Here is a 23,827-nt window from a genome sequence, read left to right on the forward strand (position 1 = left end):
TCGCGCAGGTCCGGCTCTGCTATCCTGCCCGGCATGACGCATGTGCTGACCGCGCCGCCGGAGGGAGCCGCGCCGGACTGGACGATCCCGCAGGGCTGGGAAGCCTATGCACCGGCCGAACATGCCCTCTGGGACCGGCTCTATGCCCGGCAGACGGCGCTGCTGCCCGGCCGCGCCCATCCCGATTTCCTGGATGGGCTGGCGCGGCTGGATCTGGGCGCGGGCGGAATCCCCGATTTCCGCCGCCTGTCCGAACGGCTGATGAAGCTGACCGGCTGGCAGGTCGTGGCGGTGCCGGGGCTGGTACCGGACGACGTGTTTTTCGAACATCTGGCGAACCGCCGCTTCGTCGCGGGCAACTTCCTGCGACGGCCCGACCAGATCGACTATCTGGAAGAGCCGGACGTGTTCCACGACGTGTTCGGCCATGTACCGCTGCTCGCGAACCCGGTGTTTGCGGATTACATGCAGGCCTATGGCGAGGGCGGGCTTCGCTCCATGCGGTTCGGCGCGCTGCACAAGCTGGCCAGGCTTTACTGGTACACGGTGGAATTCGGGCTGACGGCAACGGTCGACGGGCTGCGGATCCATGGTGCGGGGATCGTTTCCTCGTTTGGGGAAAGCCGCTTCGCGCTGGACGATCCAAGCCCGAACCGGCTGGGTTTCGATCTGAAGCGGGTGATGCGCACGCCCTATCGGATCGACGATTTCCAGCAGGTCTATTTCGCCATTCCCGACTTCGAGCATCTGCTGGACGTGACGCTGAACACCGATTTCGCGCCACTGTACGCCGATCTGGAAACCCTGCCCGATCTGGCGATCGACACGATCCTGCCGGAAGACCATGTGCTGACGCGCGGCACGCAAGCCCATGCGAAGGCACGCGCCGCCTGACTTGACCGCGCCGCCAAAGACGCGTTCCTTCCATGCCATGGATGGCCGGTGTTCCGGCCCGATGGAGAGCATCGAGTGCCCGACGGCCCCGACGGCCTGACCCTGCTGCCCGCCTTCGCCGTGCTCCTCTATGGGGCCGGGCTGATCTGGCTCGCAGCCCGCACGGACCGGCGGGGCATCCCGCCGCGGTTCCAGCCCTGGGTCTTCCCGCTCAGCCTTGCCGTCTACTGCACCAGCTGGACCTTCTTCGGCGGCGTCGGTTCGGCCGCGACGTCGGGTCTGCCCTATCTCTCCATCTATCTTGGCCCGGCGCTCGTCTTCCTGCTGGCGCCCGGATTCCTGTCCCGCCTCGCCGCCCGCACCGCCGATGGCCGGGCCTCTTCCATCAGCGACTTCATCGGCCAGCGTTATGGCCGCAGCCGAAGCCTTGCGGCCCTGGTTGCCGCACTCGCGCTGCTGGCCGCAACGCCCTACATCGCGCTCCAGCTCCGCTCCGTGGCGATGAGCTTCGAGGCCGTCACCGGTTTCGGCCGCTCGGCGGAACTCACCTTCCTGATCGCGGCCCTCCTCGCCGCCTTCTCCATCAGCTTCGGCGCGCGCCGGATCGAAGTGACGGGCCGCAACCCCGGCATCGTCGCCGCGCTCGCCGCGGAAAGCCTTGTGAAGCTCGTGGCCTTCCTCGCGCTCGGCCTGTTCGCCGCCTGGCTCCTGTGGCGGGAACCCGCCTCTGCGGTCGGGATCGAAACGCTGGCGGCCCGGATGGGCGGCAGCTTCGGCCCCGATTTCCTCATCACCACCCTGCTGTCCGCGCTGGCGATCCTGTGTCTTCCCCGGCAATTCTATCTCGGCTTCGTGGAGGCCCCCGACGCGGCCGCGCTTCGCCGGGCCCGCTGGCCGTTCATCGCCTATCTGGCGCTGATCTCGCTGATGGTCCTGCCGCTGGCGGCCGCCGGCCTGGCCCTGCTGCCCCCCACCACCCTGCCAGACCTGTTCGTGCTGTCGCTGCCGCTGTCGGAAGGCGCGAACGGTCTGGTTCTTCTGGCCTTCCTCGGCGGCTTTTCGGCTGCGACAGGCATGGTCATCGCGGAAACCCTGGCGCTGTCCACCATGGCGGCGAACGATCTGCTGGCGCCATTGCTGATCCGCGCCCGGCTGCGCGAAGGCGCGGATCTGGGGCGGCTGATGCTGATGGCGCGGCGGGTGATCATCGTGCTGATCGTCGCGGCGGCCTGGGGCTATGCCGAAGCGATCGACGACAGCGCCACGCTGGCCGCGATCGGCCTGATCGCCTTTGCCGGCGTGGCGCAGTTCGCCCCCGCGCTGATCGGCGCCATTTCCTTCGGGTTCGAAAACAAGCGCGCCGCCCGCGCCGGGCTGATGGCCGGGATCGCGCTGTGGGCCTACACGCTGTTCCTTCCCTCCTTCGCCGGAGACGATCTGGTGACGGCCCTCGATGCCGCCTCCGGGGGGCTCCTGCATCCGCAGCGGCTGCTGCGGATCGACCTCGGTTCCCCGCTCGTGCACGGAACGCTGTGGAGCCTGGGCGCCAATATCCTCGCCCTGCTGGTGACCGTGCGCTTCGGGCGCGCAAGCCGCGACCATGGCTATCGCGATTCCAGCTTCGGCCATGTCACCACGCTGGGCGAACTGACCGGGCTTGCCGGCCGCTTCGCGGGCGACCGCGAAGCAGAGATCGCACTGGCCCCCTTCGGCGGGCCGGACAGCCCGATCAGCGGCCCGGCGGCCCGCCGCGCGGAACAGATGATCGCGGATGTCATTGGCGCGCCATCTGCCCGGCTGATCGTCACCTCCACGATGGCGGGCGCCAGCCTTGGTGTGGGCGAGGTGGTGAAGCTGCTCGATCGTTCGGGCCAGTCGCTGCAGTTTTCCCGGCAGCTGCTGGAAGCAACACTGCAGGCGATCGATCCGGGCGTCTCCGTGATCGACCGGCGCCTGCGGCTGGTGGCCTGGAACCAGCGCTATCTCGATCTGTTCGACTATCCGGCGGGGCTGGTGGAAGTGGGGCGGCCGGTTGCCGATCTCATCCGCTACAATGCGGAACGGGGTGATTGCGGCCCCGGCGAGGTGGAAGCGCATGTGGAGCGCCGCCTGTACCATCTGGCGCGCGGGCTGCCGCACAGCTTCGAGCGGCTTCGCCCCTCGGGTCGCTGGATCAAGACGGTGGGCGCCCCGATGCCGGGGGGCGGCTATGTGATGAGCTTCACCGACATTACCGCCGAAAAGGCGCAGCAGGTGGAACTGGAAGCGCGGGTGGCCGAACGAACCGCCGACCTCGCCGCCGCGAACGCCGCGCTGGCCGACGCGAAGGCGGCCGCCGAAACCGCCACGCGGGAAAAGACCCGCTTCCTCGCCGCCGCCAGCCATGATCTGCTGCAACCGCTGCATGCCGCGCGGCTGTTCCTGTCCGCGCTCGAACGGCAGACGCCGGATGCGGCCCGCCCGCTGCTCGATTCGACGGCGCAGTCCATCGCCTCGGCCGACGCCCTGCTGCGGGCGCTGCTGGATGTCTCCAAGCTGGATGCGGGCGGCATCAAGCCCCGCCCCACGCGCTTCTCCGCACGGGACCTGGTGGCGGAACTGGGCCGCGAGTTCGAACCGCTGGCGGCCGAAAAGGGGCTTCGACTGAGGGCGATCGCTGTCGACGCCAGCGTGGAGACGGATCGGGATCTGCTGCGGTCCATCCTGCTCAACTTCCTGTCCAACGCGGTGCGCTACACGCCGCGCGGCAGCATCGCCTTCACCGCCCGGCGCCGACAGGGGCAGATCCGCTTCGCCGTGGCTGACAGCGGCCCCGGAATCGCGGCGGACGCGCAGGCGCGCATTTTCCGGGAATTCGAACGGCTCGACGGCGACTCCCCCGGCGTCGGCCTTGGCCTTGCCATCGTTGAGCGGACGGCGCGCCTGCTGGACATCCCCGTCACGCTGCGTTCCCGGCCGGGCGGGGGTTCGCTGTTCGCGGTGGACGTCGCCCTGGCGGCGGATGGCCCGCCCGCCAGGCAAGCCGCGCCCACACCGGCCCGCGCCCAGGCGGGGGGGCTCTCAGTCCTGTGCGTCGATGATGATCCGGTCGTGCGGGATGCAATCATCGCCGCGCTGGCCGCACAGGGGCATCGGCCCCTTGCAGCAGCGTCGGCGGCAGACGCGCTCGAACTGGCGAAACGCCACCGGCCGGCTGCCGCCATCCTGGATTTTCAGCTGGGCGACGGGCCGGATGGGTTGGTGCTTGCCCGGCAGCTTCGGCGGCACGCCCCGGGCCTGCCGATCGCCATGGTCACGGCCGATCCGCGCGCCCCGACGGACTGGCGGCTGCGGCGGCTTTCGATTCGGGTGTTCCCGAAACCGGTGGATCCGGTCGCTCTGTTCGCCTTCCTCGCCGAACGGGGCTCGCGGGCGGCGGCAGAATAGCGCGAGCCCCGCGCTGGCGCCGAATGGCTCAGCCCAGCAGTTCGTCCACCAGTTGCGGCACCAGCGTGCCCGCCGGCCCAAGCCGGCTTTCATGGAATCGCCCGCTCGTCATCGACGGATCCAGGTTCAGCTCGATGCAGCGCGCGCCCGCATGGCGGGCGAGATCGACGAACCCGGCGGCCGGATAGACATTGCCGGAAGTGCCGATCGACACGAAAAGGTCAGCCGCCATCAGCGCCGCTTCGATCCGGTCCATATGGTAGGGCATCTCGCCGAACCAGACGATGTCCGGCCGCATGTGGCCGGAAAGGCCGCAGGCCGGGCAGGAGGGGGCATCCAGCAGGCTTTCCGCCCAGGAATGCCGGCGGTCGCAGGCCAGGCACCAGGCGGATTTCAGTTCGCCATGCATGTGCAGCATCCGCCTCGAACCCGCCCTGTCATGCAGGTCATCGACATTCTGCGTGACCAGGAGAAGTTCGCCCGGCCATTCGGCATCGAGGCGGGCAAGCGCGCGATGTGCGGCGTTGGGTTCCACACGGCGCAGCGCCGCACGGCGCGCATCATAGAAGCGCTGCACCAGCACGGGATCCCGGCGGAAGGCCTGCGGCGTCGCGACATCTTCCACCCGATGCCCTTCCCACAGCCCGTCCGGGCCGCGGAAGGTCGGCACGCCCGATTCCGCCGAAACCCCGGCGCCCGTCAGGATCACGATGCGCCGGGGCGGCATGGTCAGCGCGCGCGGGCGATCAGTAAGCCGGCACCAGCGCCGCGCCGGACACAGCCGGAACGGCGGTGAAGGGCTTGATGCCCAGCCGCTCATAGGCTTCCGTCGGGAAATAGACGGTGCCGTCCTTTACCACCATCGAGATGGTCTTCACCGCCCGGATGTCCTTCACCGGATCGCCCGGCAGCAGCATGAAGTCCGCGACGAGCCCCGGCTTCACAGCGCCGAAGCGGTCGCCTCTGCCCATGTAGCGGGCGGTGTCGAAAGTGGCCCGGCGCAGCACCTGCGCGCTGGAAAGGCCGGTCTTGGTGAACAGCTCCAGTTCCCGATGATACCAGAAGCTGCCGCCCATGTCGGTGCCGGGCAGGATCAGCGTGCCCTGCCGGTTCAGCTGGCGCATCACTTCCAGCGTGGTGTCGAATGCGCCGCGATAGGCGGCGTCGTCCTCGGGGCTGGAAATGTCGAGCATCGGCTGCTTCAGCTGGCGCTGAAGCCCGATGGGCAGATGCGGGGCCCAGTCCACCGTCCCGGGCGAGAATTCGCCCTTTCGGCCCTGAGTCGCATGTTCGATGATCACCAGCGTGGGGTCGTGCGCGGCGCCATGCGTGCGCATCAGCTCCAGCGTCTTCTTCGGCGCGGGCTGGTTCAGGTCGAAGCCGTCGAAGCGCTTCAGCGCGGTGATGCGCAGCAGGGTGCGCGTGTCGTCGCCGGGCTTCAGAACCCAATTCAGCATCAGCTGGTTGGAATGGGTGATCTCGTCATAGCCGGCTTCCAGCATCGCATCGGTCGTGGTGAACGCCGGGATGTGGCCCGCCACGCGGATCCCCGCCTTGTGCGCTTCCGCGATCATCGCGGGCACCCATTCGGGATTGATGCTGTTGTAGATCTTGATCTGGAACACGCCACGCTTCGCGGCGTCCTGAACCGCCTTCACGGCATCGGCCTGATTCTCGACCACCACGCCGTTCTGCGCGTTGGTCTTGCTCTTGCCTTCGATGAAGGCCGAACGGACCACGCGCGGGCCGGCCAGTTCGCCCGAATCCATGCGCTGCACCAGCCGGTCCAGCACGGCATCGTCATTGCCCATGTCGCGCACAGTGGTGATCCCCGCCACCAGGTTCAGCAACGCATCGGACTGGCCCAGATGGCCGTGCATCTCGTTGAAGCCGGCCAGCAGCGTGCCGCCCTTGCCGTCCACCACGGTCTCGCCCGCGCTGCCCGCGCCGGGCGCGTCGATGCTGACGATACGGTTGCCCTTCACCAGAACCGACGCCGGGGCCGACAGCGCCAGCCGTTCCGGATCGAAGATGCGGACATTGGCGATCCTCAGCGCCGTCGGCGCCTTCTTCGCCAGCGCCTTCTGCGCGTCCGTCAGCCTCTTCGTGTCCCACCCCGCGACAAGGTCGCGCAGCTTCTGGTCCTCCGCCTCGAACCCTTCGCGAAGCACGGCGAATTCCGGGGAGGCGACACCAACAAGTTCCTTGTCCGGCCCGAGGAACAGGGTGGTCGGGTCCAGATCGAGGCCGACAAGTGCGTAAGCCGTCAGCGTCACCGGCCCCGCAGGGCCTTTCGCGGGCACAGGGCCAAGCGGCTCCAGCCGGAGTTCCCCACCCGGCAGCGCAGGCAGCCTGCCCCCCGCCTTGAGCAGCGCCCGGGCATAGACCCCCAGGCCATAAGGGCTTCCATTCTGCGCAACATAGAGCGCCGGCCCCCGCACCGTGGCGGAACCGGGACCCGTCGCATCCACCCATTCGGCCTTGTCGCCGCTGCGGCTGAAGCGTTCGTCCACCTTGCTTCCGAAGGTGGTGCTGCCGCTGACCGTCCAGCTGGTGGGAATGCCCGCCGGGTCCAGCGCCAGATGCTCCTCGATCGTGGGGCCGCGCCCGTTGTTCTTGTAATCAAAGACGATCTTCGTCGCCCCGCCCGTCTCGTCCGTGACGAGGCTGCCCACGTTCCGGCCGCTGAACAGCACCGCGAAGCGTTCGGCCGCGAAGGCGGGGGTGGAAAGAAGAAGGGCGATCAGCGCGGCGCGTCCGCCCGCGCGGAAGAAGGTCTTTGTCTGCATGGCCGCCTGTTGAGCATGGAAGCAGGCCGGTTCGCAAGCGCCGATCCTGCACACTTGCCAACGCCCCCCGCATTTGCGCTACTGCCGCCCGAGGAGAGCGCGTCGTCATGATCAAGATCGGGGTTCTGGGGGCCGGGGGCCGCATGGGCCAGGCCATCATTGCGGAAATCCAGGCAACGCCTGACTGCTGGCTGGCGGGCGGCGTGGAACGCCCGGGCCACCCGCTTTGCGGAAATCCGATCGGTCAGGGCATGGTGATCTGCGCCAACGCCGCACCTGTCGCGCACAAGGCCGATGTGCTGATCGATTTCACAACGCCTGCCGCGCTGGATGAACATCTTCGCGCCGCCCAGGACGGCAAGGCCGCGATCGTGATCGGCACCACGGGGCTGGAAGCGCACCACCATGCCGCGATCGACGCTGCAGCCCGCACCATCCCGGTCCTTCAGGCCGCCAATACCGCGCTGGGCGTCACGCTGCTGGCCGCGCTGGTGGAACAGGCCGCCCGCGCCCTGGATAGCGGTTGGGATATCGAGATCGCCGAACTGCATCACCGGCACAAGGTGGATGCCCCTTCGGGCACTGCCCTGTTCCTGGGTGAAGCCGCAGCGAAGGGGCGCGGTGCGCCGCTGGAAACGCTTCGCCTGCCGCCCCATGAAAGCAGCCCCGGCCCGCGCCGCGCCGGCGGGATCGGCTTCGCCTCCCTGCGGGGCGGATCTGCCGCCGGGGATCATCATGTGATGCTGGCGGGCGAAGGCGAACGGATCACCCTGTCGCATGTGGCGGAAAGCCGGGACATCTTCGCCAGGGGCGCGGTGAAGGCCGCGCGCTGGCTGTCGGGGCGCAGCCCCGGCCGCTATCGCATGGCGGATATCTTCGGGCTCTAGCAGGCTCCGGAAGGTCAGATCAGGATCAGGATCCGACCCGGCAGCGGAAGCAAGACGCCCTGACGCACATGATCGATCGCGGCGCCGGGGCGAAGGCCTGAGGTGGATGCCAGCTGCGCGCCGGAATCCCGCAAACCGGTCAGGCGCAGAACGCCCACCAGCGCAAATCCCAGAATGAAGCCGACAACCAATGCCCGCAACACTGCGAGACCCCCCAAGCCCAAGCTGTAACAGGTCCGACCCTGTTGCCGCCCTGTAGCGAACGGGCCCCTGCAATCATTGCACAAATCCGACAAAAGCTTGCCGGACTTGAATATGAATGCGGGTTGAGGCATGGCGCGCGCACTGCAAACCGGGGTAGAAGCGCAGGCCAACGCCCCGAAGAAAGGTCAACCAAGCCACCCATGCCCAAGGAAGAACTTCTCGAGATGCGGGGCACGGTCGTCGAACTGCTCCCCAACGCGATGTTCCGGGTGCGGCTGGAGAACGACCATGAGATCCTCGGCCATACCGCCGGCAAGATGCGCAAGAATCGCATCCGTGTGCTGACGGGTGATGAAGTGCTGGTGGAACTCACGCCGTATGACCTGACAAAGGGCCGGATCACCTATCGCTTCAAGTGAGCCCCCTGATGGACAGGCTCCGGTCATGAACGAAAGCGCCTTCCGCAAGCATGCGCGCTGGCAGGCGGGATGGTGCCGCATGCTCGGTTCGCCGTTCAACGCCCTGGTCTGCGACCTTCTCGCCGAAAGGCTCCCGCCGGAAACCGCGCTGGGCAGGCGGCTGGATGGCTGGTCGGGCAATACAGAGGCCGAAATGCTCGCTCTTCGCGTGGCGGGCGGGCTTCATGCCCATGTGCGCAACGGCAAGGCCCCGGGGCTTGCCGCGCTCTACCCCCCGGCCCCCCTTCCCGATGCAGACGCGCTGTGGGCCGCGATGGAACCGGTTCTGGCCGCGCCCTCCATCTGTCGCTGGCTGGATGTGGCGCCGCAGACGAACGAGGTCGCCCGCTCGGCGGCGCTGATGCCCTGCTTCCTGACCGTAGCGGCGGAAACCGGCCTGCCGCTCGCACTGGTGGAACTGGGGTGCAGCGGCGGCCTGAACCTGATGCCGGATCATTATGCCTTCCAGCTGGGCAATGTGCGGGCCGGCAACGCAGACAGCCTGCTGCGGCTGGAGCCCGAATGGATCGGGCCGGACCCGCCGGACGTTCCGATCACCTTCGCCAGTCGCATCGGTGTCGATGTGCAACCGATCGACCTGTCCGAGCCTGCCGAACGCGCGCGCATGCTCGCCTATGTCTGGCCGGATCAGTACGCACGGCTGGAGCGCATGGCGACCGCGATGACGATCATATCCGAAATCCCGCCCGAAATCGTGAAGGGGGACGCCGCCGACTTCGTGGAGCAGCGCGTCTGGCCGCAGCCGGGCCTTGCCACCACCGTGTTTCATTCCATCGCGCTGCAATATTTCAGCCTCGGGTCGCAGCAGCGGATCGCAGACCATATGGAACAGGCCGGCGCAGAGGCCAGCGTCAATGCGCCGCTGGCCTGGGTCCGGATGGAGCATGACACGCCCAGCGCCGGCGAACCGCCGACGCTGCGCCTGACGCTGTGGCGCGGGCAGGGCGCGGAGGACCGATTGCTGGGCCGCGCCCACCCGCATGGCAGCATGGTGGCCTGGCTATGACCGCCGCGCCCCGCTTCATCCTCGCCTCCGCCTCGCCCCGGCGCCTGGAACTGCTGGGCCGGCTGGGGCTGGTGCCGGATGCCGTCGATCCGGCCGACATCGACGAAACCCCCCGGAAGGCGGAGCGGCCCGCCCCGCATGTCTCTCGGCTGGCTGCGGAAAAGGCCGCCGCCGTCGCCGCGCGCCATCCTGGCGCGGTGGTGCTGGCCGCCGATACGCTGGTGGCCGCCGGCCTGCGCATCCTGCCCAAGGCCGAGGACGAGGCGACCGCCCGCGCCTGCCTGAAGCTGCTGTCCGGACGGCGGCACCAGGTGCTGACCGCGCTGACCGTGGTGGACGCCAGCGGTACGGCCCGCCACCGCCTGAGCCGTTCCACCGTGCGCGTCGCCCGGCTGGATGGCGCGGATGTCGAGGCGTACATCGCCAGCGGCGAATGGCATGGCAAGGCGGGCGGCTATGCCATCCAGGGCCGGTTCGAGGCCCATGTAGATTGGATGCAGGGCAGTTTTTCCGGAATCATGGGCCTGCCGCTCGCCGATGCGCGCGCCATGCTGCGGACAGCCGGCCTGAATGGCTGATCTGTTCCTGCAGCACCGGCTCGGTGAAACCCGCGCGGCCGTGATCGAGAATTTCCGCCTGGTCGAGATGCATGTGGCGCGGGACGGCGACGGGCTGTCCGCCGGCGCCCGCCTGCCCGCGCGGCTCGCCACGAAACTGGGGCGGCGCGGGATCGCGGACGCGGGCGGCGAAGACCTGCTTGTCGAGCCATGGCCGACCGGCGCCACCGAAGGCCAGACCGTCGCGGTCGAGATCACCCGCGCCGCCTGGCGGGAGCGCGGGCGCGACCGGCTGGCGAAGGCGCGGCCCACCCAGCTTGCGCCCTGGCCATCCCCCACCCTCGAATCGCAGATGCACGCACGAGGCCATGTGCTGAAGCCAGGCTGGCCGGCCGACGTGGCCGAGCAGTGGGACGAGGCGTTCGAAGCCGCGCGGATCGGTCGCCTCGTCTTCGAATCGGGCGCGCTGGTGCTGGCGCCGACGCCGGCCTTCCTCGCCGTCGACGTGGACGGCCACGGGCTTGCGCTCGCCGTTCCAGCCGTCAGGGCGCTGGCCCGGGCCATCCGGCTGTGGGGCCTGGGCGGCAGCATCGTCATCGACCTGCCCACGACAGACCGGGAGCAGCGGGCCCAGGCAGCCGACGCATTCGACGCTGCGATGGGCAAGCTGCCGTTCGAGCGCACGGCGATCAACGGATTCGGGCTGATGCAGGTGGTGCGGCCACGCCCCGGCCCGTCAATCCTGGAACGCGCCCAGCTGGACCGCGCCGGAACCGAAGCGATCGAACTGCTGGAATCCGCGCTGGCCGACAGCGGCACCACACCCCTTTCACTCACCCCCCGTCCGGCGGTCAGGCGCTGGCTGGAAGCCCGCCCGCACCTGCTGGATGCGCTGCGCCAGCAGACGCACCGCGAAGTGAAAATCCTGACAGGACCGTCCGATGCCGAAGCCTGACCCGCGCTGCCCCGTGTGCCGCAAACCGGCCGTTCCGGAACATGCGCCCTTCTGTTCGGAAGCCTGCCGCAACCGCGACCTGATCGCCTGGCTGGACGAACGCTATGTGGTGCCCGGCCGCCCGGCAGGGGAGGATGACGAAACCGGTTGAGAAGCCGGTTGACCGCGCCACGGACTTGCGCCTATAGCGCGCCTCCCGTGCCTAGGTAGCTCAGTTGGTAGAGCATGCGATTGAAAATCGCAGTGTCGGCGGTTCGATCCCGTCCCTGGGCACCATTTTCCCCTCCGTTGGTATCGCGCCCCGCGCAGTTCGCCTTTTGTCAGGCCATCCAGCCCATGTGATCGGCCAGGATCAGCGTGCCGATCACGATAAGGGCGATCCCCCCCAGCAGTTCCGCGCGCTTGCCGAAGCGGGCACCGACAGCCCCGCCGATCCGAAGGCCGATGCTGGTGAGAATGAAGGTGGAAACGCCGATGGCCGCCGCGACAACCCAGATGTTCACGCCGATGAAGGCCAGGCCCACGCCCACGGCCGCCGCATCGATGCTGGTGCCGATCGCCGTCAGCACCAGACCCGCCGGGCCTGCCCGCCTCGGCGTTTCGGCTGCGTCCTCGTCCGGTGCTTCGAAGGATTCGCGGATCATGTGGCCGCCCACCAGCCCCAGCAGGGCAAAGGCGATCCAGTGGTCCACCGCCTGCACATATCCGGCCGCCAGCAGGCCCAGCCCATAGCCGATCAGGGGGGTGGTCGCCTCCACCAGGCCGAACACCAGGCCCCATTTCAGCGCGACCGGCCATGCGGGGCGGTGTGCCGCGCCGCGCGCCACGGCGGCGGCAAAGGCGTCGGTGGACATGCTGAGCGAGAGGATGAGGATCGCAAGCGGGGTCATGGCAGGCTCCACCGGGCAGGCGAGACACGCGATCCACGCCGCCCGGTGCGGCGGTGGGTCGCGCTGGTCTCGCAATGCGGGGCGGAACAAGCCCTGCCGGCGGCGCCACGCGGGGCGGGGGAAAACCCGGCCGCGAGCCTGTTGACGCCACCCCGGCTTTCGCGCCGGATGCTACTCCCCAACGGGTGAGCGGGCCCTACAGGCGAACCGCGGATCAGACAAGCCCGGCGTCCACCTCCAGCACCACCTTGCCCAGCCCCTTGCCGGAAATCGCGGCATTCAGGGCTGAGCCGAAATCGGAAAAGCCGTATCGCGCCCCGACAGGCGGACGGATCCGACCCTCTGCGGCCCAGCCCAGCAACCGCGCCATCTGGCCGGGTACCTCGCGGCCGTCGAACTGCAGGTGCTGACGCACATCGACGCCCACCAGCGCCGCGCCCTTCATCAGCGTCAGGTTGGCGGGCAGGGCCGGGATCGGCCCGCCCACGAAGCCAACCACCAGATGCCGCCCCCGCCAGTGCAGCGACCGGAACGCCGGCTCGAACAGGGGGCCGCAAACGGGGTCGAACACCACATCCGGGCCCCTGCCACCACAGGCTGCCTTCAGCCGGTCGCGCCAGCCCTCCACCGCTGTATCCAGCACGGCGTCCGCCCCCTGCGCCAGCGCGAAGGCCCGCTTCTCCTCCGTGGAGGCGGCCGCCACCACCCGCGCGCCCAGCGCCTTGCCGACCTGCACCGCGGCCGAGCCCACGCCGCCCGCCGCCCCCAGCACCAGCAGCGTCTCCCCGGCCGCCAGCCGGCCACGGTCCGCCAGCCCGTGCAGCGCCGTCAGATAGTTCAGGGGCAGGCTCGCGGCCTCCGCGAAGGGCAGGCCATCGGGGATCGGCCAGGTCAGCGCGGCGGGCGCAGCGGCCAGCTCCGCAAAGCCGCGCTGCGTCATCGCCACCACCCGCTGGCCGACGGCAAGGCCGGTCACCCCACCGCCCACCGCTTCCACCACACCCGCCACTTCCTGCCCAGGCACATGCGGCAGCGGCGGCTTCACCTGATAGCGCCCCAACGCCACCAGCGAATCGACATAGCCCACCCCGCAGGCCGCCACCCGGATCAGCACGCCGTCGGGGCCCACCTCCGGCTCCGGCACCTCGCGTACGGCATAGCTGTCCAGGGATTCCAGCGTCTCGGCAAGGATGGCGCGCATCGGGGGCTCCTTCGCAAAGCCCCTGCCTAGCGGGCCGCCAGCCAGCGCAGACCTGCGAAAAGCGGCAAGATCAAACGATCTGCCGAAGCCGGCAAACGGCCTGCCGATAGAAGCTTGATATACGCCCCCGCCGGGTCGTTAGTCCTTGATCCAATGAACGGTCGCTCCTTTTCCCTGTCTCGCCGGGCGCTGATCGGCGCTGTCGCCGCCCTTGGCACGGCCCCTGCCCTTGCCTCCGGCCGCAGCGCGGTCGATGTCGCGCGGGAAGGCCTGCAGCGGCACAATGGCGCCATCCGCCACCGCGACGTGGTCGGCATTGCGGATTTCGCCTCCCCCTCGAACGCCCGTCGCTTCCACCTCGTCGATCTGGCAGGCGGTCGCGTCAGCAGCCACCTCGTCAGTCACGGCCGTGGCTCCGATCCGGCGCACAGCGGCTGGGTGGAGCGCTTCTCCAACGAATTCGGCTCCAACGCCTCCTCGCCCGGCGGCTATCTCACGGGCGATTACTACAGCGGCAAGCATGGCCGGTCCCAGCGGTTGATCGGGCTGGATCCCACGAACAACAATGCCGAACCCCGCGCCATCGTAATCCATGGCGCCTGGTATGTCTCTGACGCGATGGCCCGCCAGCATGGCAAGATCGGCCGCTCCGAAGGCTGCTTCGCCTTCGACGAGACCAACGGCAGCCTCGACGAGATGCTGGCCCGCCTGGGGCCGGGCCGCCTGCTCTATGCGGGGCGTTTCGGCCTGAGCGCCTGACGCCCGCCGGGCGCCGTCCGTCTCCCGCTAACGCGACAGTGCCGCCACGACGGCTTCATCCCTGCCATAGACATCGACGTAGGTCTGCACTGTTCCGCCTTTCGCAGGCACCATCGTGAAATAGCCGACATGCACCGGCACCTGCTGCGGCAGGTCGATACGGGTGGTGATGTTCGTCGCCGCGGTGGCGTCGATGCGGGCGGCATCCCATTCGGGCAGATCTTCCAGCAGCCGCAGCGCCAGGCCCAATATGCCCTGCGTCCGCATGCAGCCGTGCGACAGCGCGAGATCCTGTCCGTTGAACAGATGCTTGGCGGGCGTGTCATGGAAGAAGATGGCGTAGGGGTTGGGCATCTCGATCTTCAGCGTGCCCAGCGAATTGCGGTTGCCGGGCATCTGCACCACCTGCAGGCCATCCGCCGTCTCGGTCCAGCGATACCCCCGCGCCCGCGCCACGGACGGGCTCCGGCGGATCAGGCTGCCGACGGATTCCGCCACGATGCTCTTCGGAAGCACCCAGGGGGGATTGATCGTGATGGCCGTCGCCACGGCCGAAAATTGCGGTGTCGGCGTCTTGCGGGCGCCGACAATGATCTTGTGGCGCGCCACGGGAACGCCGCCGTCGACAAGGTCCACGGTATTGCCTGCGACATTGGCGAACAAATGCCGCTCCCCCAGCTGGCGCGGCATCCAGCGCCAGCGGTCCATGTTGGCGCGCAGCCGGTTCAGGGTGTCCGGATCGGTCGTGGCCGGAAGCGCGGCCTGAAGCGCCCGGTAATGCGGATGCGTCGGCAGCAGCGCACGAAGCGCCTCGCCCGGCGTTCCCGCGCCAAGCCCTTCGGCCAGCTTCGCCCGCAGCCACGCCGGATCCGATCGCGGCGGTGGTGATTTCCAGCCGATCCGCGCCTCGATGGGCGTGCGTCCGGCGGCATAGTCCCTTGCCAGCGCCATCCAGCTTGCCTCAGCGGCAGTGGCGATCGCGGCCTGATCGCCGGATGCCAGCGCGGCTTCCAGCGCGGCCGGCGCATAGTCGGCGGGGTTCAGCCCCTCTCTGGCGGCGGCCAGCACTTCGGCAAGCGTTTCGCGGGCGGCCGCCTCTGTCCAGTTCAGCGGCGCCGGGGGCAGCGGCGCGGGCGGGGCGGGCGGTGCGGGTGCTGGTTCGATCGAAGGCGCACCCTGCGGCGCGCTTTCCTGCGCAGACAAAGCCTGCTGCGCGGCGAGGGGGCCTGAAAGGCCCAGCAGCAGGGCGGGGATCAGCGCACGCATCGCCTCAATCATCCGCCAGCCCCTTCAGTTCGTAAAGCAGGTCCAGCGCGGCGCGCGGGGTCAGACTGTCGGGCTGGATCCCGGCCAGCCGCGCCCGCAGCGCGTCTGCGGCGGGCGCGGCCGGCGGGGCCGCCGCGAACAGCGGCAGGTCCGCCAGCGCTTCCTTCGCACCTCGGCCCGCTTCGCCTGCCTCCAGCCGCGCCAGGATTTCCCCCGCGCGCGCCAGCACATCGGCGGGCACGCCCGCCAGCCGCGCCACGTCCAGCCCGAAACTGCCCGGCGCCGCACCCTCCCCCACCTCGTGCAGGAACAGCAGGTCGCCCTGCCATTGCCGCGCCTTCATTGTGCGCAGCGAAAGCCCATTCAGACGCGCCTTCAGCGCCGCCAGTTCGTGATAATGGCTGGCGAACAGCGCCCGCGCGCCAATCCTGTCATGGATGGATTCCAGGATGGCCCAGGCCAGCGCCAGCCCGTCCCAGGTGGCGGTGCCGCGCCCCACTTCGTCCAGCAGCAGCAGGGACCGCTGCGTGGCGCCGTTCAGGATCGCCGCCGTCTCCACCATCTCCACCATGAAGGTGGAGCGCCCCTCGGCCAGGCTGTCGGATGCGCCGACCCGGCTGTACAGCCGATCGACAAGGCCGATCGTCGCTTCCGCCGCCGGCACGAAGCTTCCCGCCTGCGCCAGCACCGCCATCAGCGCATTCTGGCGCAGGAAAGTGGATTTCCCCCCCATGTTCGGCCCCGTCACCAGCCACACCCGCGCGTCGCTTTCCAGCGCGCAGTCGTTGGGCACGAAGGCTTCGCCCTTGCGCCGCAGCGCGGCCTCCACCACCGGGTGCCGGCCCGCGACGATGCGGAACTCATGCCCGTCAGTCAGCCGGGGCCGCACCAGCCCTTCCCGCACGGCAAGCTCCGCCAGCGCGGCCGAGCGGTCGATCGCGGCCAGCGATTCGGCCACCCGGCTGATCCCGGCCGCGTCCGCCAGCACGGCTTCGCGCAGGGTTTCCAGATGCGCGGCCTCTGCCGCCAGCGCATGGGCCTGCGCCTGCGCGATCCGGCTGGCGAGGCCGCGCAGCGCCTCCGTATCGAAGCGCATCGCATTGCCCAGCGTCTGCCGATGGAAGAAGCCGGGATGCGCCATCAGCGGATCGGCGGCCTTCTGCGCCACCTCCACATGATAGCCGATCACATTGTTGTGCTTCACGCGCAGGGTCTGGATGCCGGTCTGGTCGCGAAGCTCGCTCTCCAGCGCCGCGATGGCCGCCCGGCTGTCGGCCGCCAGCAGTCGCAGTTCATCCAGCGCCGGATCATGGCCGCTCGCGATCACGCCCCCGTCGGCCGCCTGAAGGGGCGGGCTGTCCACCAGCGCGGCTTCCAGCAGGTGGAGCAGCGCGGGCGGCGGCTCCACCCCCAGCCGCAGCGGGTCCAGCGCGGCGGGCGCGCCGCCGCCGGACGCCGCATCCAGCAGCAGGCCCAGCGCGCGCGCCGCCCGTAGCCCGTCGCGCAGGGCGCCAAGGTCGCGCGGGGATCCGCGCCCCGCCGCGATCCGACCCAGCGCGCGGGCGGCATCGGGCGCGCCCTTCAGCAGCGCCCGCGCCTCGTCGCGCAAGCCCGTGTCCCCGCTGAACCACTGCACCAGGTCCAGGCGCGCCTCGATCGCGGGCAGATCGGCCAGAGGGGCCGCCAGTTCGGCCGCCAGCAGCCGGCCGCCGGCGGCCGTCACCGTCAGGTCGATGGCGGACAGAAGGCTCGTGGGGCCTTCGGTCAGCTCAAGGCTTCGCCGTGTCGCACCGTCGATCGCCATCACGGCGCCGGGCAGATGCAGCCTGGGCGGCTTCAGCAACAGCGGGGCGCCGCGCGATGTCCGATCAATGTGCGCCAGCAGCCCGCCGGCCGCCGCCAGCGCCGCGCGCGGGAACTGGCCAAAACCCTCCAGCGTCGAAACGCCCAGCCGCGCCGCCAGCCGCTGCTCGGCGGACCGGCTGTCGAACGCGGCGCGCGGCACATCGGCATGGCCCGCCCCGTCCGGCCGCAGCACCTCGGCGGGCGCGATCCGCGACAGTTCATCCGGCAGGCCTTCGGGCGGCACGCTGCCCAGCCACAGCTCGCCAGTGGAAATGTCCGCCCAGGCCATTCCCACTTCCTCAGGCCCGGGAAACAGGCTCAGCAGCCAGTTGGCGCGGCGGCCGTCCAGCAGTCGCTCTTCCGTCAGGGTGCCGGGCGTGATCACGCGCACGATGGCGCGGTTCACGATGGATTTCGATCCGCGCTTCTTCGCCGCCGCCGGATCCTCGGTCTGCTCGGCGATCGCCACGCGATGGCCGGCCTTCACCAGCCGCGCCACATAGGCTTCATGCGAATGCACCGGCACGCCGCACATGGGCAGCGGCTGGCCCAGATGCTCCCCCCGGTGCGTCAGCGCGATATCCAGCGCGGCGGCCGCGATTCCGGCATCGGCCAGGAAAAGCTCGTAGAAATCGCCCATGCGGAACATCAGCAGCGCATCGGGCACCTCGGCCTTCAGCCCCAGATACTGCTGCATCATGGGGGTCGGGCCGGGTGCGGAACCGGACGCGGGACTGGAAGTGGCAATTGCCGCCGTCATGGCAACAGCCTATCAGCCGGTGAGAGGCGCGAGACAAGAGAGAGACGGACAGCCCGGTGAGCGACGATAAAGACAGGCCGATTTTTTCCGACCGTGAAGCCCTTCTGTTCCACTCGGCCCGAAGGCCGGGCAAGCTGGAGATCATCGCCTCGAAGCCGATGGCGACCCAGCGGGACCTGTCGCTTGCCTATTCCCCCGGCGTCGCGGTGCCCGTCCAGGCGATCGCGGACGATCCCGCCGCAGCCTATGATTATACCGTCAAGGGCAATCTCGTCGCCGTCATCTCCAACGGAACGGCGATCCTGGGCATGGGCAATCTGGGCGCGCTTGCCTCCAAGCCGGTGATGGAGGGCAAGGCCGTCCTGTTCAAGCGCTTCGCCGACGTCGATTCGATCGACATCGAGCTGAAGACCGAGGATGTGAACCGCTTCATCGACGCCGTGGAACTGATGGAGCCCACCTTCGGCGGCATCAACCTGGAGGACATCAAGGCCCCCGAATGCTTCATCATCGAGCAGACCCTGCGCGAGCGCATGAACATTCCCGTCTTCCACGATGACCAGCACGGCACCGCCATCATCACGGCTGCCGGCCTGATCAACGCCTGCCATGTCACGGGCCGCGAACTGAAGGACATCAAGGTGGTGGTGAACGGCGCGGGCGCGGCGGCCATCGCCTGCACCGAACTGATCAAGGCGATGGGCGTGCCGCACGATCATGTGATCATGTGCGACCGGGAAGGGGTGATCTGGCAGGGCCGGGAAAAGGGCCTGGACCAGTGGAAATCGGCCCATGCCTCCACCACCAGTGCGCGAACGCTGAAGGAAGCGCTGGTCGGCGCCGACGTGTTCCTGGGCCTGTCCGCCGCGAAGGCGCTGTCCGCCGATGACGTGCTGGCGATGGCGCCCAGACCCATCATCTTCGCCATGGCGAACCCCGAGCCTGAGATCAGGCCCGAAATCGCGAAGGCCGCCCGGCCGGATGCCATCATCGCCACGGGCCGGTCGGATTATCCGAACCAGGTCAACAACGTCATCGGCTTCCCCTTCATCTTCCGCGGCGCGCTGGACGTGCGCGCCACCAAGATCAACGAGGAGATGAAGGTGGCCGCGGCAGAGGCCATCGCCGCGCTGGCGCGCGAATCCGTGCCCGACGAAGTGGCCGCGGCCTATGGCTCCAGCCAGGTGTTCGGACCGGACTACATCATCCCCGCCCCCTTCGACCCGCGCCTGATCGAGCGCGTCCCCGCCGCCGTCGCGCAGGCCGCCATGGATTCGGGCGTCGCCAAGAAGCCCATCTTCGACATGGAAGCCTACAAGCTGGAACTGCGCGCCCGGCTGAACCCCACCTCCTCCGCACTCGCAGCCAGCTTCGAAGCGGCGCGCGCGCGTGACAGCCGCGTGGTCTTCGCAGAGGGCGAGCAGGAAGTGGTGCTGCGCGCCGCCGTCACCTTCCGCACCCAGGGCTATGGCACGCCGCTGCTGGTGGGGCGCGAAGAGCCCATCCTGGAAGGCTTCCGGCGCATCGGTGTCACCGATCCCGAAAACTATCCCATCCACAACAGCGCCAACTCGCCGCTGGTGCCACACATGGTGGAGCGGCTCTACGGCCGGCTCCAGCGGCAGGGCTTCCTGAAGCGCGACGTTCAGCGCATGGTGAACAACGAGCGCAATGTGTTCGCGGCGCTGATGCTGGAACTTGGCGAAGCCGACGCGATGGTCTCGGGCGTCACGCGGCACTTCCATCAGGTGCTCTCGCAGGTCCGCCTTGCCGTCGATCCGCTGGATGGCCACACGCCCTTCGGCTTCCACATCTTCGCGGGCCGCTCGCAGACGATCCTGATCGGCGACACCACCGTGAACGAGCGTCCGCAGGGCCGCCAGCTGGCCGACACCGCGATCAAGATGGCGGCCGCCGCCCGCCGGCTGGGGATGGAGCCGCGCGTCGCCTTCATGTCCTATTCCAATTTCGGCAACCCGCCGGGCAGCTATCTGGGCGCCCTGCACGAAGCCGTGCACATCCTCGACGAACTGAAGCCCGGCTTCGAATATGAAGGCGAGATGTCGGTGGATGTGGCGCTCAACCGCTCGCTTGCGGATGTCTATCCCTTCAACCGGCTGACGGGGCCCGCCAACGTGCTGGTGATGCCCGGCCTGCAATCGGCCAACATCGCCGCCAAGCTGCTGAAGGAACTGGGCGGCGGCCGGGTTATCGGGCCTGTGCTGGTCAACATGTCGAAATCGGTGCAGATTGCCCCGATGACATCGGGTGCAACGGATCTCGTCACGCTGGCCGCGCTCGCGGCTGCCGGCGTCGTGCAATAGGCCCCGCCGGGATGAGCCCGCCGCCCATCCTGATGATCCACGGCATGTGGAGCCGGCCTTCCACCTTCGCGCAGCTCCGCGCGGAACTGGAACCCGCAGGCCTCCGCAGTGCGGCCGTCACGCTGCCCCATCACGACATGCCGCCGGGCAGCCCCGCGCCCGCGCCGCTGGCCGGCGTGAAACTCGCCAACTATCTGTCGGCACTGGAACGCGATGCGGCGGATATGGGCGAACGGCCGGTGATCCTCGGCCATTCGATGGGCGGTATCCTCGCCCAGCTGCTGGCGGCAAAGGTGCAGCCGAAGGGCCTCATCCTCCTCTCCACCGCGCCGTCCATGCAGGCCTCCACCACCAGCCTCGCCACGCTGCGCACCATGTGGGGCGTCACCAGCCGCTGGGGCTGGTGGAAGCAAGCCACGCTGCTCGACGAGGAAAGCGCGCGCTTCGGCGTCTTCAACGGCGTTCCCGAGGCGGAGATGCGCCCGGCCCTTGCCGAGCTCACCTGGGATTCGGGCCCCGTCCTCGCCCAGCTCGCCGCCCCCTTCCTCGATCCGGACAAGGCCAGCCGGGTGGATTATGCGAAGCTCAGGATGCCCGCCCTGGTGATCACGGGCCTGGACGACCGGATCGTGCCGGCGGCCGTTTCGCGCAAGACCGCCCGTCTGTTGGGCTCGGCCGGCGCCCGCGTCGATTATGAGGAATGGGCGGGCGTGGGCCATTGGCTGTTCCACGATGCCGTTCGTCCGCGCCTGGCATCCGCCATCTCGCGCTTCGTCGCCTCGCTCTGACACCGCCCGGACGCGCGATTGACAGCGCGACATCCGCCCTTCTAGCCTTGCCCCCGGTGCTGCCGACAGAGCAGCCGCGCGCACGGGAATGGTTCGGCACCTTCGGGAAAGCCTATCGGAGCAAGGAGAACTGCGCCCATGACTGCCGCCGTTTCGCGTCGCACGCTATTCGCAATCGGCGGGAGCGCCACGCTCGCCCTGGCCTCGGCGCCGGTTCGGGCGGTCGCGCCACAGCCTTCACCGCCTGCCGATCCCTTCGCGCCGCCGTCGGGGGTGGCCTTCCTGGCCCGCAACGAAAACCCCTATGGCCCCTCGCCCCGGGCCCGGCAGGCCGTCGCGGATCTCAGCGGTTCCGGCTGCTACTACGCCTCGGGCGGGGAAGACCGGCTTGCCGCCATGATCGCGGAAGCGAATGGCCTCACCCCCGATCATGTGCTGATCGGCGCCGGCTCGTCAGAGGTGCTGAACTGCGCGACCATGGGCCTGACGGCGGGTGGGCACATCCTTTCGGCCGATCTCACCTTCGATCCGCCCGTCCGCTACGCCGAGGCGAAGGGCGTCGCGGTGAAGCGGGTGCCGCTCGCCGCCGACATGCAGGTCGATCTCGCCGCGATGCAGGCGGCGGTCGGGCCGGATACGCAGCTCGTCCATATCTGCAACCCCAACAACCCGACGGGCCTGCTGCTGCCAAACGCCGCGCTGCGCCGCTTCGCCGCCGCCGTCTCGCCCAAAGCCATCGTTCTGGTGGACGAGGCCTATAACGAACTCACCGCAGATTCCGCCGGGGAATCGCTCGTCGATCGCGTCCGCGCAGGCGACAATCTGGTGGTCGCCCGCACCTTCTCGAAGATCTACGGCCTTGCCGGCATGCGGGTCGGCTATGCGCTGGCCCGGCCCGACATCATCGCCCGCATGCGACCCTGGAGCATGAGCGTCGGCGGCAACACCGGCGGCCTCGCCGCCGCTATCGCAAGCTACCCGGACAGCGCCTTCCTCGCCTATTCCAGGGGCCGCATCCTCGAAGCGCGCGAGATGATCGAGGCCGCCGCGAAATCCGCCGGCCTGCCCGTGCTGAAATCCGCCACGAATTTCGTCTTTGTGAAGGTGCCCGATGCCGATGCGGTGCAGAAGCGGCTGGAGGCGAAGGGCATCCTCATCCGCGGCCCCTATGGCAAATGGACGCAGTGGAGCCGGGTTTCCTGCGGAAGGATCGAGGATGTCGCCCGCTACGCCGCCGCCCTGCCGGAGGCCGCGAGGGCCTGAGGCAGCCAGTCGCCAAGGGCCCGCTTCGCCCGCGCGGCAATCTTCGCCTTTCGTTCCCGCCCCCGTTCCGCCCCCTCGATGGGCGGGAACAGGCCGAAATTGATGTTCATCGGCTGGAAGCTGTCCGCCACCGCTTCCCCGGTGATGTGCGCCAGCAACGAACCCAGGGCAGTGTCGCGCGGCGGGCGGACGGGCGCATCCCCCCTCGCCCGCGCCGCCAGGAACAGCCCGGCCATCAGGCCCACGGCCGCGGATTCCACATAGCCTTCGCAGCCGGTGATCTGCCCGGCAAAGCTGATTTCCGTCGCCGCCTTCAGCCGTAACGTTTCATCCAGAAGGATGGGGGATCGGATGAAGCTGTTGCGGTGCAGCCCGCCAAGACGCGCAAACTCCGCCTTTTCAAGGCCGGGAATGGTGCGGAACAGCCGGGTCTGCTCGCCATGCTTCAGCTTGGTCTGGAACCCCACCATGTTCATCAGCGTGCCGGATGCATTGTCCTGCCTGAGCTGCACCACCGCCCAGGCCCCCTTTCCGGTACGGGGATCGCGCAGGCCCACCGGCTTCATCGGCCCGAAGCGCAGCGTGTTCGGGCCGCGCTCCGCCATCACCTCGATCGGCATGCAGCCTTCGAAATAGGGGGTGTCGCGCTCCCAGTCCTTGAAGTCCGCCTTTTCGGCAGCGTTCAGGGCGGCCACGAATTCCAGATACTGCGTCTTGGAAAGCGGGCAGTTGATGTAATCGCCCTCGCCCTGCGGCAATATCTCCCCGTCCGGACCCTTGTCGTAGCGGGATTGCCGCCAGGCGATGCCCATGTCGATGCTGTCGGTGTGAACGATGGGCGCGATGGCGTCGAAGAAGGCCAGATGCTCCTCGCCCGTCAGCCCCTGGATGAAGGCGGCGAGCCCCGGCGCCGTCAGCGGCCCCGTCGCGATCAGCACCTGCTTCCAGGCCGGATCAGGGGTTCCCACCTCCTCGCGCACGATCGTCACCAGTGGGTGACCATGGAGCGCCGCCGTCACCGCGTCGGCGAAGATGTCCCGGTCGACGGCAAGGGCAGAGCCCGCCGGCACCTTCGCACCATCGGCCGCCCGCATCACCAGGCTGCCCAGCGCACGCATTTCCGCGTGCAGCAGGCCCACGGCATTGTAGTCGGCATCGTCCGAACGGAAGCTGTTGGAACAGACCAGCTCGGCCAGCCGGTCCGTCTGGTGCGCGGGCGTTGTCCCGCCGCCGCCGCGCATCTCGTGCAGCACCACCGGAACCCCGCGGGTCGCAAGCTGCCAGGCTGCTTCCGAACCGGCGAGCCCGCCCCCGATCACATGCACGGCATCCATCATGCCAGCCCTTTGCCGCGCCCTTCCGCCAGCCGCAAGGCGTCAGGCAGCCCCTTGCACGGCGGCAAGACGGCAACAGATGTGACAATATTTCTCGGTTCGCCGCCGGAAACAGGCCCCCTGCCCCTTGTAACATGGGCCGATTCATCTGATATCGACAGCGCCCGGCCAGTCCGGGCTGAAAGCGACCCGACTGGCCG

The 23,827-nt window shown here is 69.0% G+C and carries 20 protein-coding genes and 1 tRNA gene; 13 read left to right on the forward strand and 8 right to left on the reverse strand.

All coding sequences use genetic code 11. The features are described 5' to 3' along the window. Window positions 1-33 precede the first annotated feature (33 nt). Together phhA and ACW9TV_RS02155 are read left to right on the forward strand one after the other, a co-directional pair. Window positions 34-894 carry a phenylalanine 4-monooxygenase gene (phhA, locus tag ACW9TV_RS02150; RefSeq protein ID WP_494304223.1) on the forward strand — a complete coding sequence of 287 codons (861 nt, stop codon included), beginning with the start codon at window positions 34-36 and terminating at the stop codon, window positions 892-894. 75 nt (window positions 895-969) lie between these two features. Next, entirely contained in the window at window positions 970-4,320 is a 3,351-nt protein-coding gene (locus ACW9TV_RS02155) for a hybrid sensor histidine kinase/response regulator (RefSeq protein WP_494304224.1), read from the forward strand. Window positions 4,321-4,348: 28 nt separating this feature from the next. Here the strand turns inward: ACW9TV_RS02155 and ACW9TV_RS02160 are convergent, their stop codons facing one another. Further along, on the reverse strand, window positions 4,349-5,047 hold the full coding sequence (locus ACW9TV_RS02160; RefSeq protein WP_494304225.1) for an NAD-dependent deacylase: 699 nt from the start codon (window positions 5,045-5,047) through the stop codon (window positions 4,349-4,351). A 19-nt stretch (window positions 5,048-5,066) separates the two neighbouring features. Then, on the reverse strand, window positions 5,067-7,109 hold the full coding sequence (locus ACW9TV_RS02165; protein ID WP_494304226.1) for an amidohydrolase family protein: 2,043 nt from the start codon (window positions 7,107-7,109) through the stop codon (window positions 5,067-5,069). Window positions 7,110-7,216: 107 nt separating this feature from the next. On the opposite strand from ACW9TV_RS02165, the gene dapB reads away from it, so the two are divergent. Next, complete coding sequence (gene dapB, locus ACW9TV_RS02170; RefSeq protein ID WP_494304227.1) at window positions 7,217-7,996, forward strand: 4-hydroxy-tetrahydrodipicolinate reductase; 780 nt, start codon at window positions 7,217-7,219, stop codon at window positions 7,994-7,996. A gap of 14 nt (window positions 7,997-8,010) precedes the next feature. On the opposite strand, the gene ACW9TV_RS02175 is transcribed toward dapB, so the two are convergent. Further along, window positions 8,011-8,187 carry a hypothetical protein gene (locus tag ACW9TV_RS02175; protein ID WP_494304228.1) on the reverse strand — a complete coding sequence of 59 codons (177 nt, stop codon included), beginning with the start codon at window positions 8,185-8,187 and terminating at the stop codon, window positions 8,011-8,013. Window positions 8,188-8,400: 213 nt separating this feature from the next. Between ACW9TV_RS02175 and infA the strand changes: the two genes are divergently transcribed. From infA to ACW9TV_RS02205, 6 genes are all read left to right on the forward strand, one after another. Continuing rightward, a complete protein-coding gene (infA, locus tag ACW9TV_RS02180; RefSeq protein ID WP_194744413.1) occupies window positions 8,401-8,619 on the forward strand; it encodes a translation initiation factor IF-1 in 219 nt (72 codons plus the stop codon). A gap of 25 nt (window positions 8,620-8,644) precedes the next feature. Then, window positions 8,645-9,685 (forward strand): DUF2332 domain-containing protein, encoded by a 1,041-nt coding sequence (locus ACW9TV_RS02185; protein WP_494304229.1) that lies wholly within the window; start codon window positions 8,645-8,647, stop codon window positions 9,683-9,685. Then, a complete protein-coding gene (locus ACW9TV_RS02190) occupies window positions 9,682-10,263 on the forward strand; it encodes a Maf family protein (RefSeq protein ID WP_494304230.1) in 582 nt (193 codons plus the stop codon). Before ACW9TV_RS02185 ends, ACW9TV_RS02190 begins: the two co-directional genes overlap by 4 nt. Then, window positions 10,256-11,197 (forward strand): ribonuclease, encoded by a 942-nt coding sequence (locus ACW9TV_RS02195; RefSeq protein WP_494304231.1) that lies wholly within the window; start codon window positions 10,256-10,258, stop codon window positions 11,195-11,197. Before ACW9TV_RS02190 ends, ACW9TV_RS02195 begins: the two co-directional genes overlap by 8 nt. Further along, a complete protein-coding gene (yacG, locus tag ACW9TV_RS02200) occupies window positions 11,184-11,348 on the forward strand; it encodes a DNA gyrase inhibitor YacG (RefSeq protein ID WP_494304232.1) in 165 nt (54 codons plus the stop codon). Before ACW9TV_RS02195 ends, yacG begins: the two co-directional genes overlap by 14 nt. A gap of 49 nt (window positions 11,349-11,397) precedes the next feature. Further along, window positions 11,398-11,473: transfer RNA gene (locus ACW9TV_RS02205), tRNA-Phe, on the forward strand. A gap of 44 nt (window positions 11,474-11,517) precedes the next feature. Here the strand turns inward: ACW9TV_RS02205 and ACW9TV_RS02210 are convergent. Together ACW9TV_RS02210 and ACW9TV_RS02215 are read right to left on the reverse strand one after the other, a co-directional pair. Further along, window positions 11,518-12,087: a manganese efflux pump MntP gene (locus tag ACW9TV_RS02210; RefSeq protein ID WP_494304233.1), complete on the reverse strand. Its 570-nt coding sequence runs from the start codon at window positions 12,085-12,087 to the stop codon at window positions 11,518-11,520. Window positions 12,088-12,301: 214 nt separating this feature from the next. Further along, window positions 12,302-13,288 carry an NADPH:quinone oxidoreductase family protein gene (locus tag ACW9TV_RS02215; protein WP_494304234.1) on the reverse strand — a complete coding sequence of 329 codons (987 nt, stop codon included), beginning with the start codon at window positions 13,286-13,288 and terminating at the stop codon, window positions 12,302-12,304. A 153-nt stretch (window positions 13,289-13,441) separates the two neighbouring features. Here ACW9TV_RS02215 and ACW9TV_RS02220 point away from each other — a divergent pair, with 153 nt between their 5' ends. Next, the gene (locus tag ACW9TV_RS02220; protein WP_494304235.1) at window positions 13,442-14,047 is read left to right on the forward strand and encodes a murein L,D-transpeptidase catalytic domain family protein; all 606 of its coding nucleotides are present in this window, start codon (window positions 13,442-13,444) and stop codon (window positions 14,045-14,047) included. 27 nt (window positions 14,048-14,074) lie between these two features. On the opposite strand, the gene ACW9TV_RS02225 is transcribed toward ACW9TV_RS02220, so the two are convergent. Both ACW9TV_RS02225 and mutS read right to left on the reverse strand, forming a co-directional pair. Next, complete coding sequence (locus ACW9TV_RS02225) at window positions 14,075-15,313, reverse strand: L,D-transpeptidase family protein (RefSeq protein WP_494304236.1); 1,239 nt, start codon at window positions 15,311-15,313, stop codon at window positions 14,075-14,077. Window positions 15,314-15,317: 4 nt separating this feature from the next. Further along, window positions 15,318-17,918, reverse strand: a complete 2,601-nt coding sequence (gene mutS / locus ACW9TV_RS02230) for a DNA mismatch repair protein MutS (RefSeq protein WP_494304237.1) — start codon at window positions 17,916-17,918, stop codon at window positions 15,318-15,320. Between the two features lie 56 nt (window positions 17,919-17,974). Between mutS and ACW9TV_RS02235 the strand changes: the two genes are divergently transcribed. The 3 genes from ACW9TV_RS02235 to ACW9TV_RS02245 all read left to right on the forward strand — a co-directional run bounded on the left by ACW9TV_RS02235 (window position 17,975) and on the right by ACW9TV_RS02245 (window position 22,293). After that, the gene (locus ACW9TV_RS02235) at window positions 17,975-20,242 is read left to right on the forward strand and encodes an NADP-dependent malic enzyme (RefSeq protein ID WP_494304238.1); all 2,268 of its coding nucleotides are present in this window, start codon (window positions 17,975-17,977) and stop codon (window positions 20,240-20,242) included. Window positions 20,243-20,253: 11 nt separating this feature from the next. Beyond that, the gene (locus tag ACW9TV_RS02240) at window positions 20,254-21,030 is read left to right on the forward strand and encodes an alpha/beta hydrolase (RefSeq protein ID WP_494304239.1); all 777 of its coding nucleotides are present in this window, start codon (window positions 20,254-20,256) and stop codon (window positions 21,028-21,030) included. 138 nt (window positions 21,031-21,168) lie between these two features. Beyond that, complete coding sequence (locus tag ACW9TV_RS02245; RefSeq protein ID WP_494304240.1) at window positions 21,169-22,293, forward strand: pyridoxal phosphate-dependent aminotransferase; 1,125 nt, start codon at window positions 21,169-21,171, stop codon at window positions 22,291-22,293. Here ACW9TV_RS02245 and trmFO read toward each other — a convergent pair. Further along, complete coding sequence (trmFO, locus tag ACW9TV_RS02250) at window positions 22,257-23,627, reverse strand: methylenetetrahydrofolate--tRNA-(uracil(54)-C(5))-methyltransferase (FADH(2)-oxidizing) TrmFO (protein ID WP_494305018.1); 1,371 nt, start codon at window positions 23,625-23,627, stop codon at window positions 22,257-22,259. The two genes, ACW9TV_RS02245 and trmFO, sit on opposite strands and share 37 nt — an antisense overlap. Window positions 23,628-23,827 lie beyond the last annotated feature (200 nt).

The sequence above is a fragment of the Sandaracinobacter sp. T42 genome, assembly GCF_059115405.1.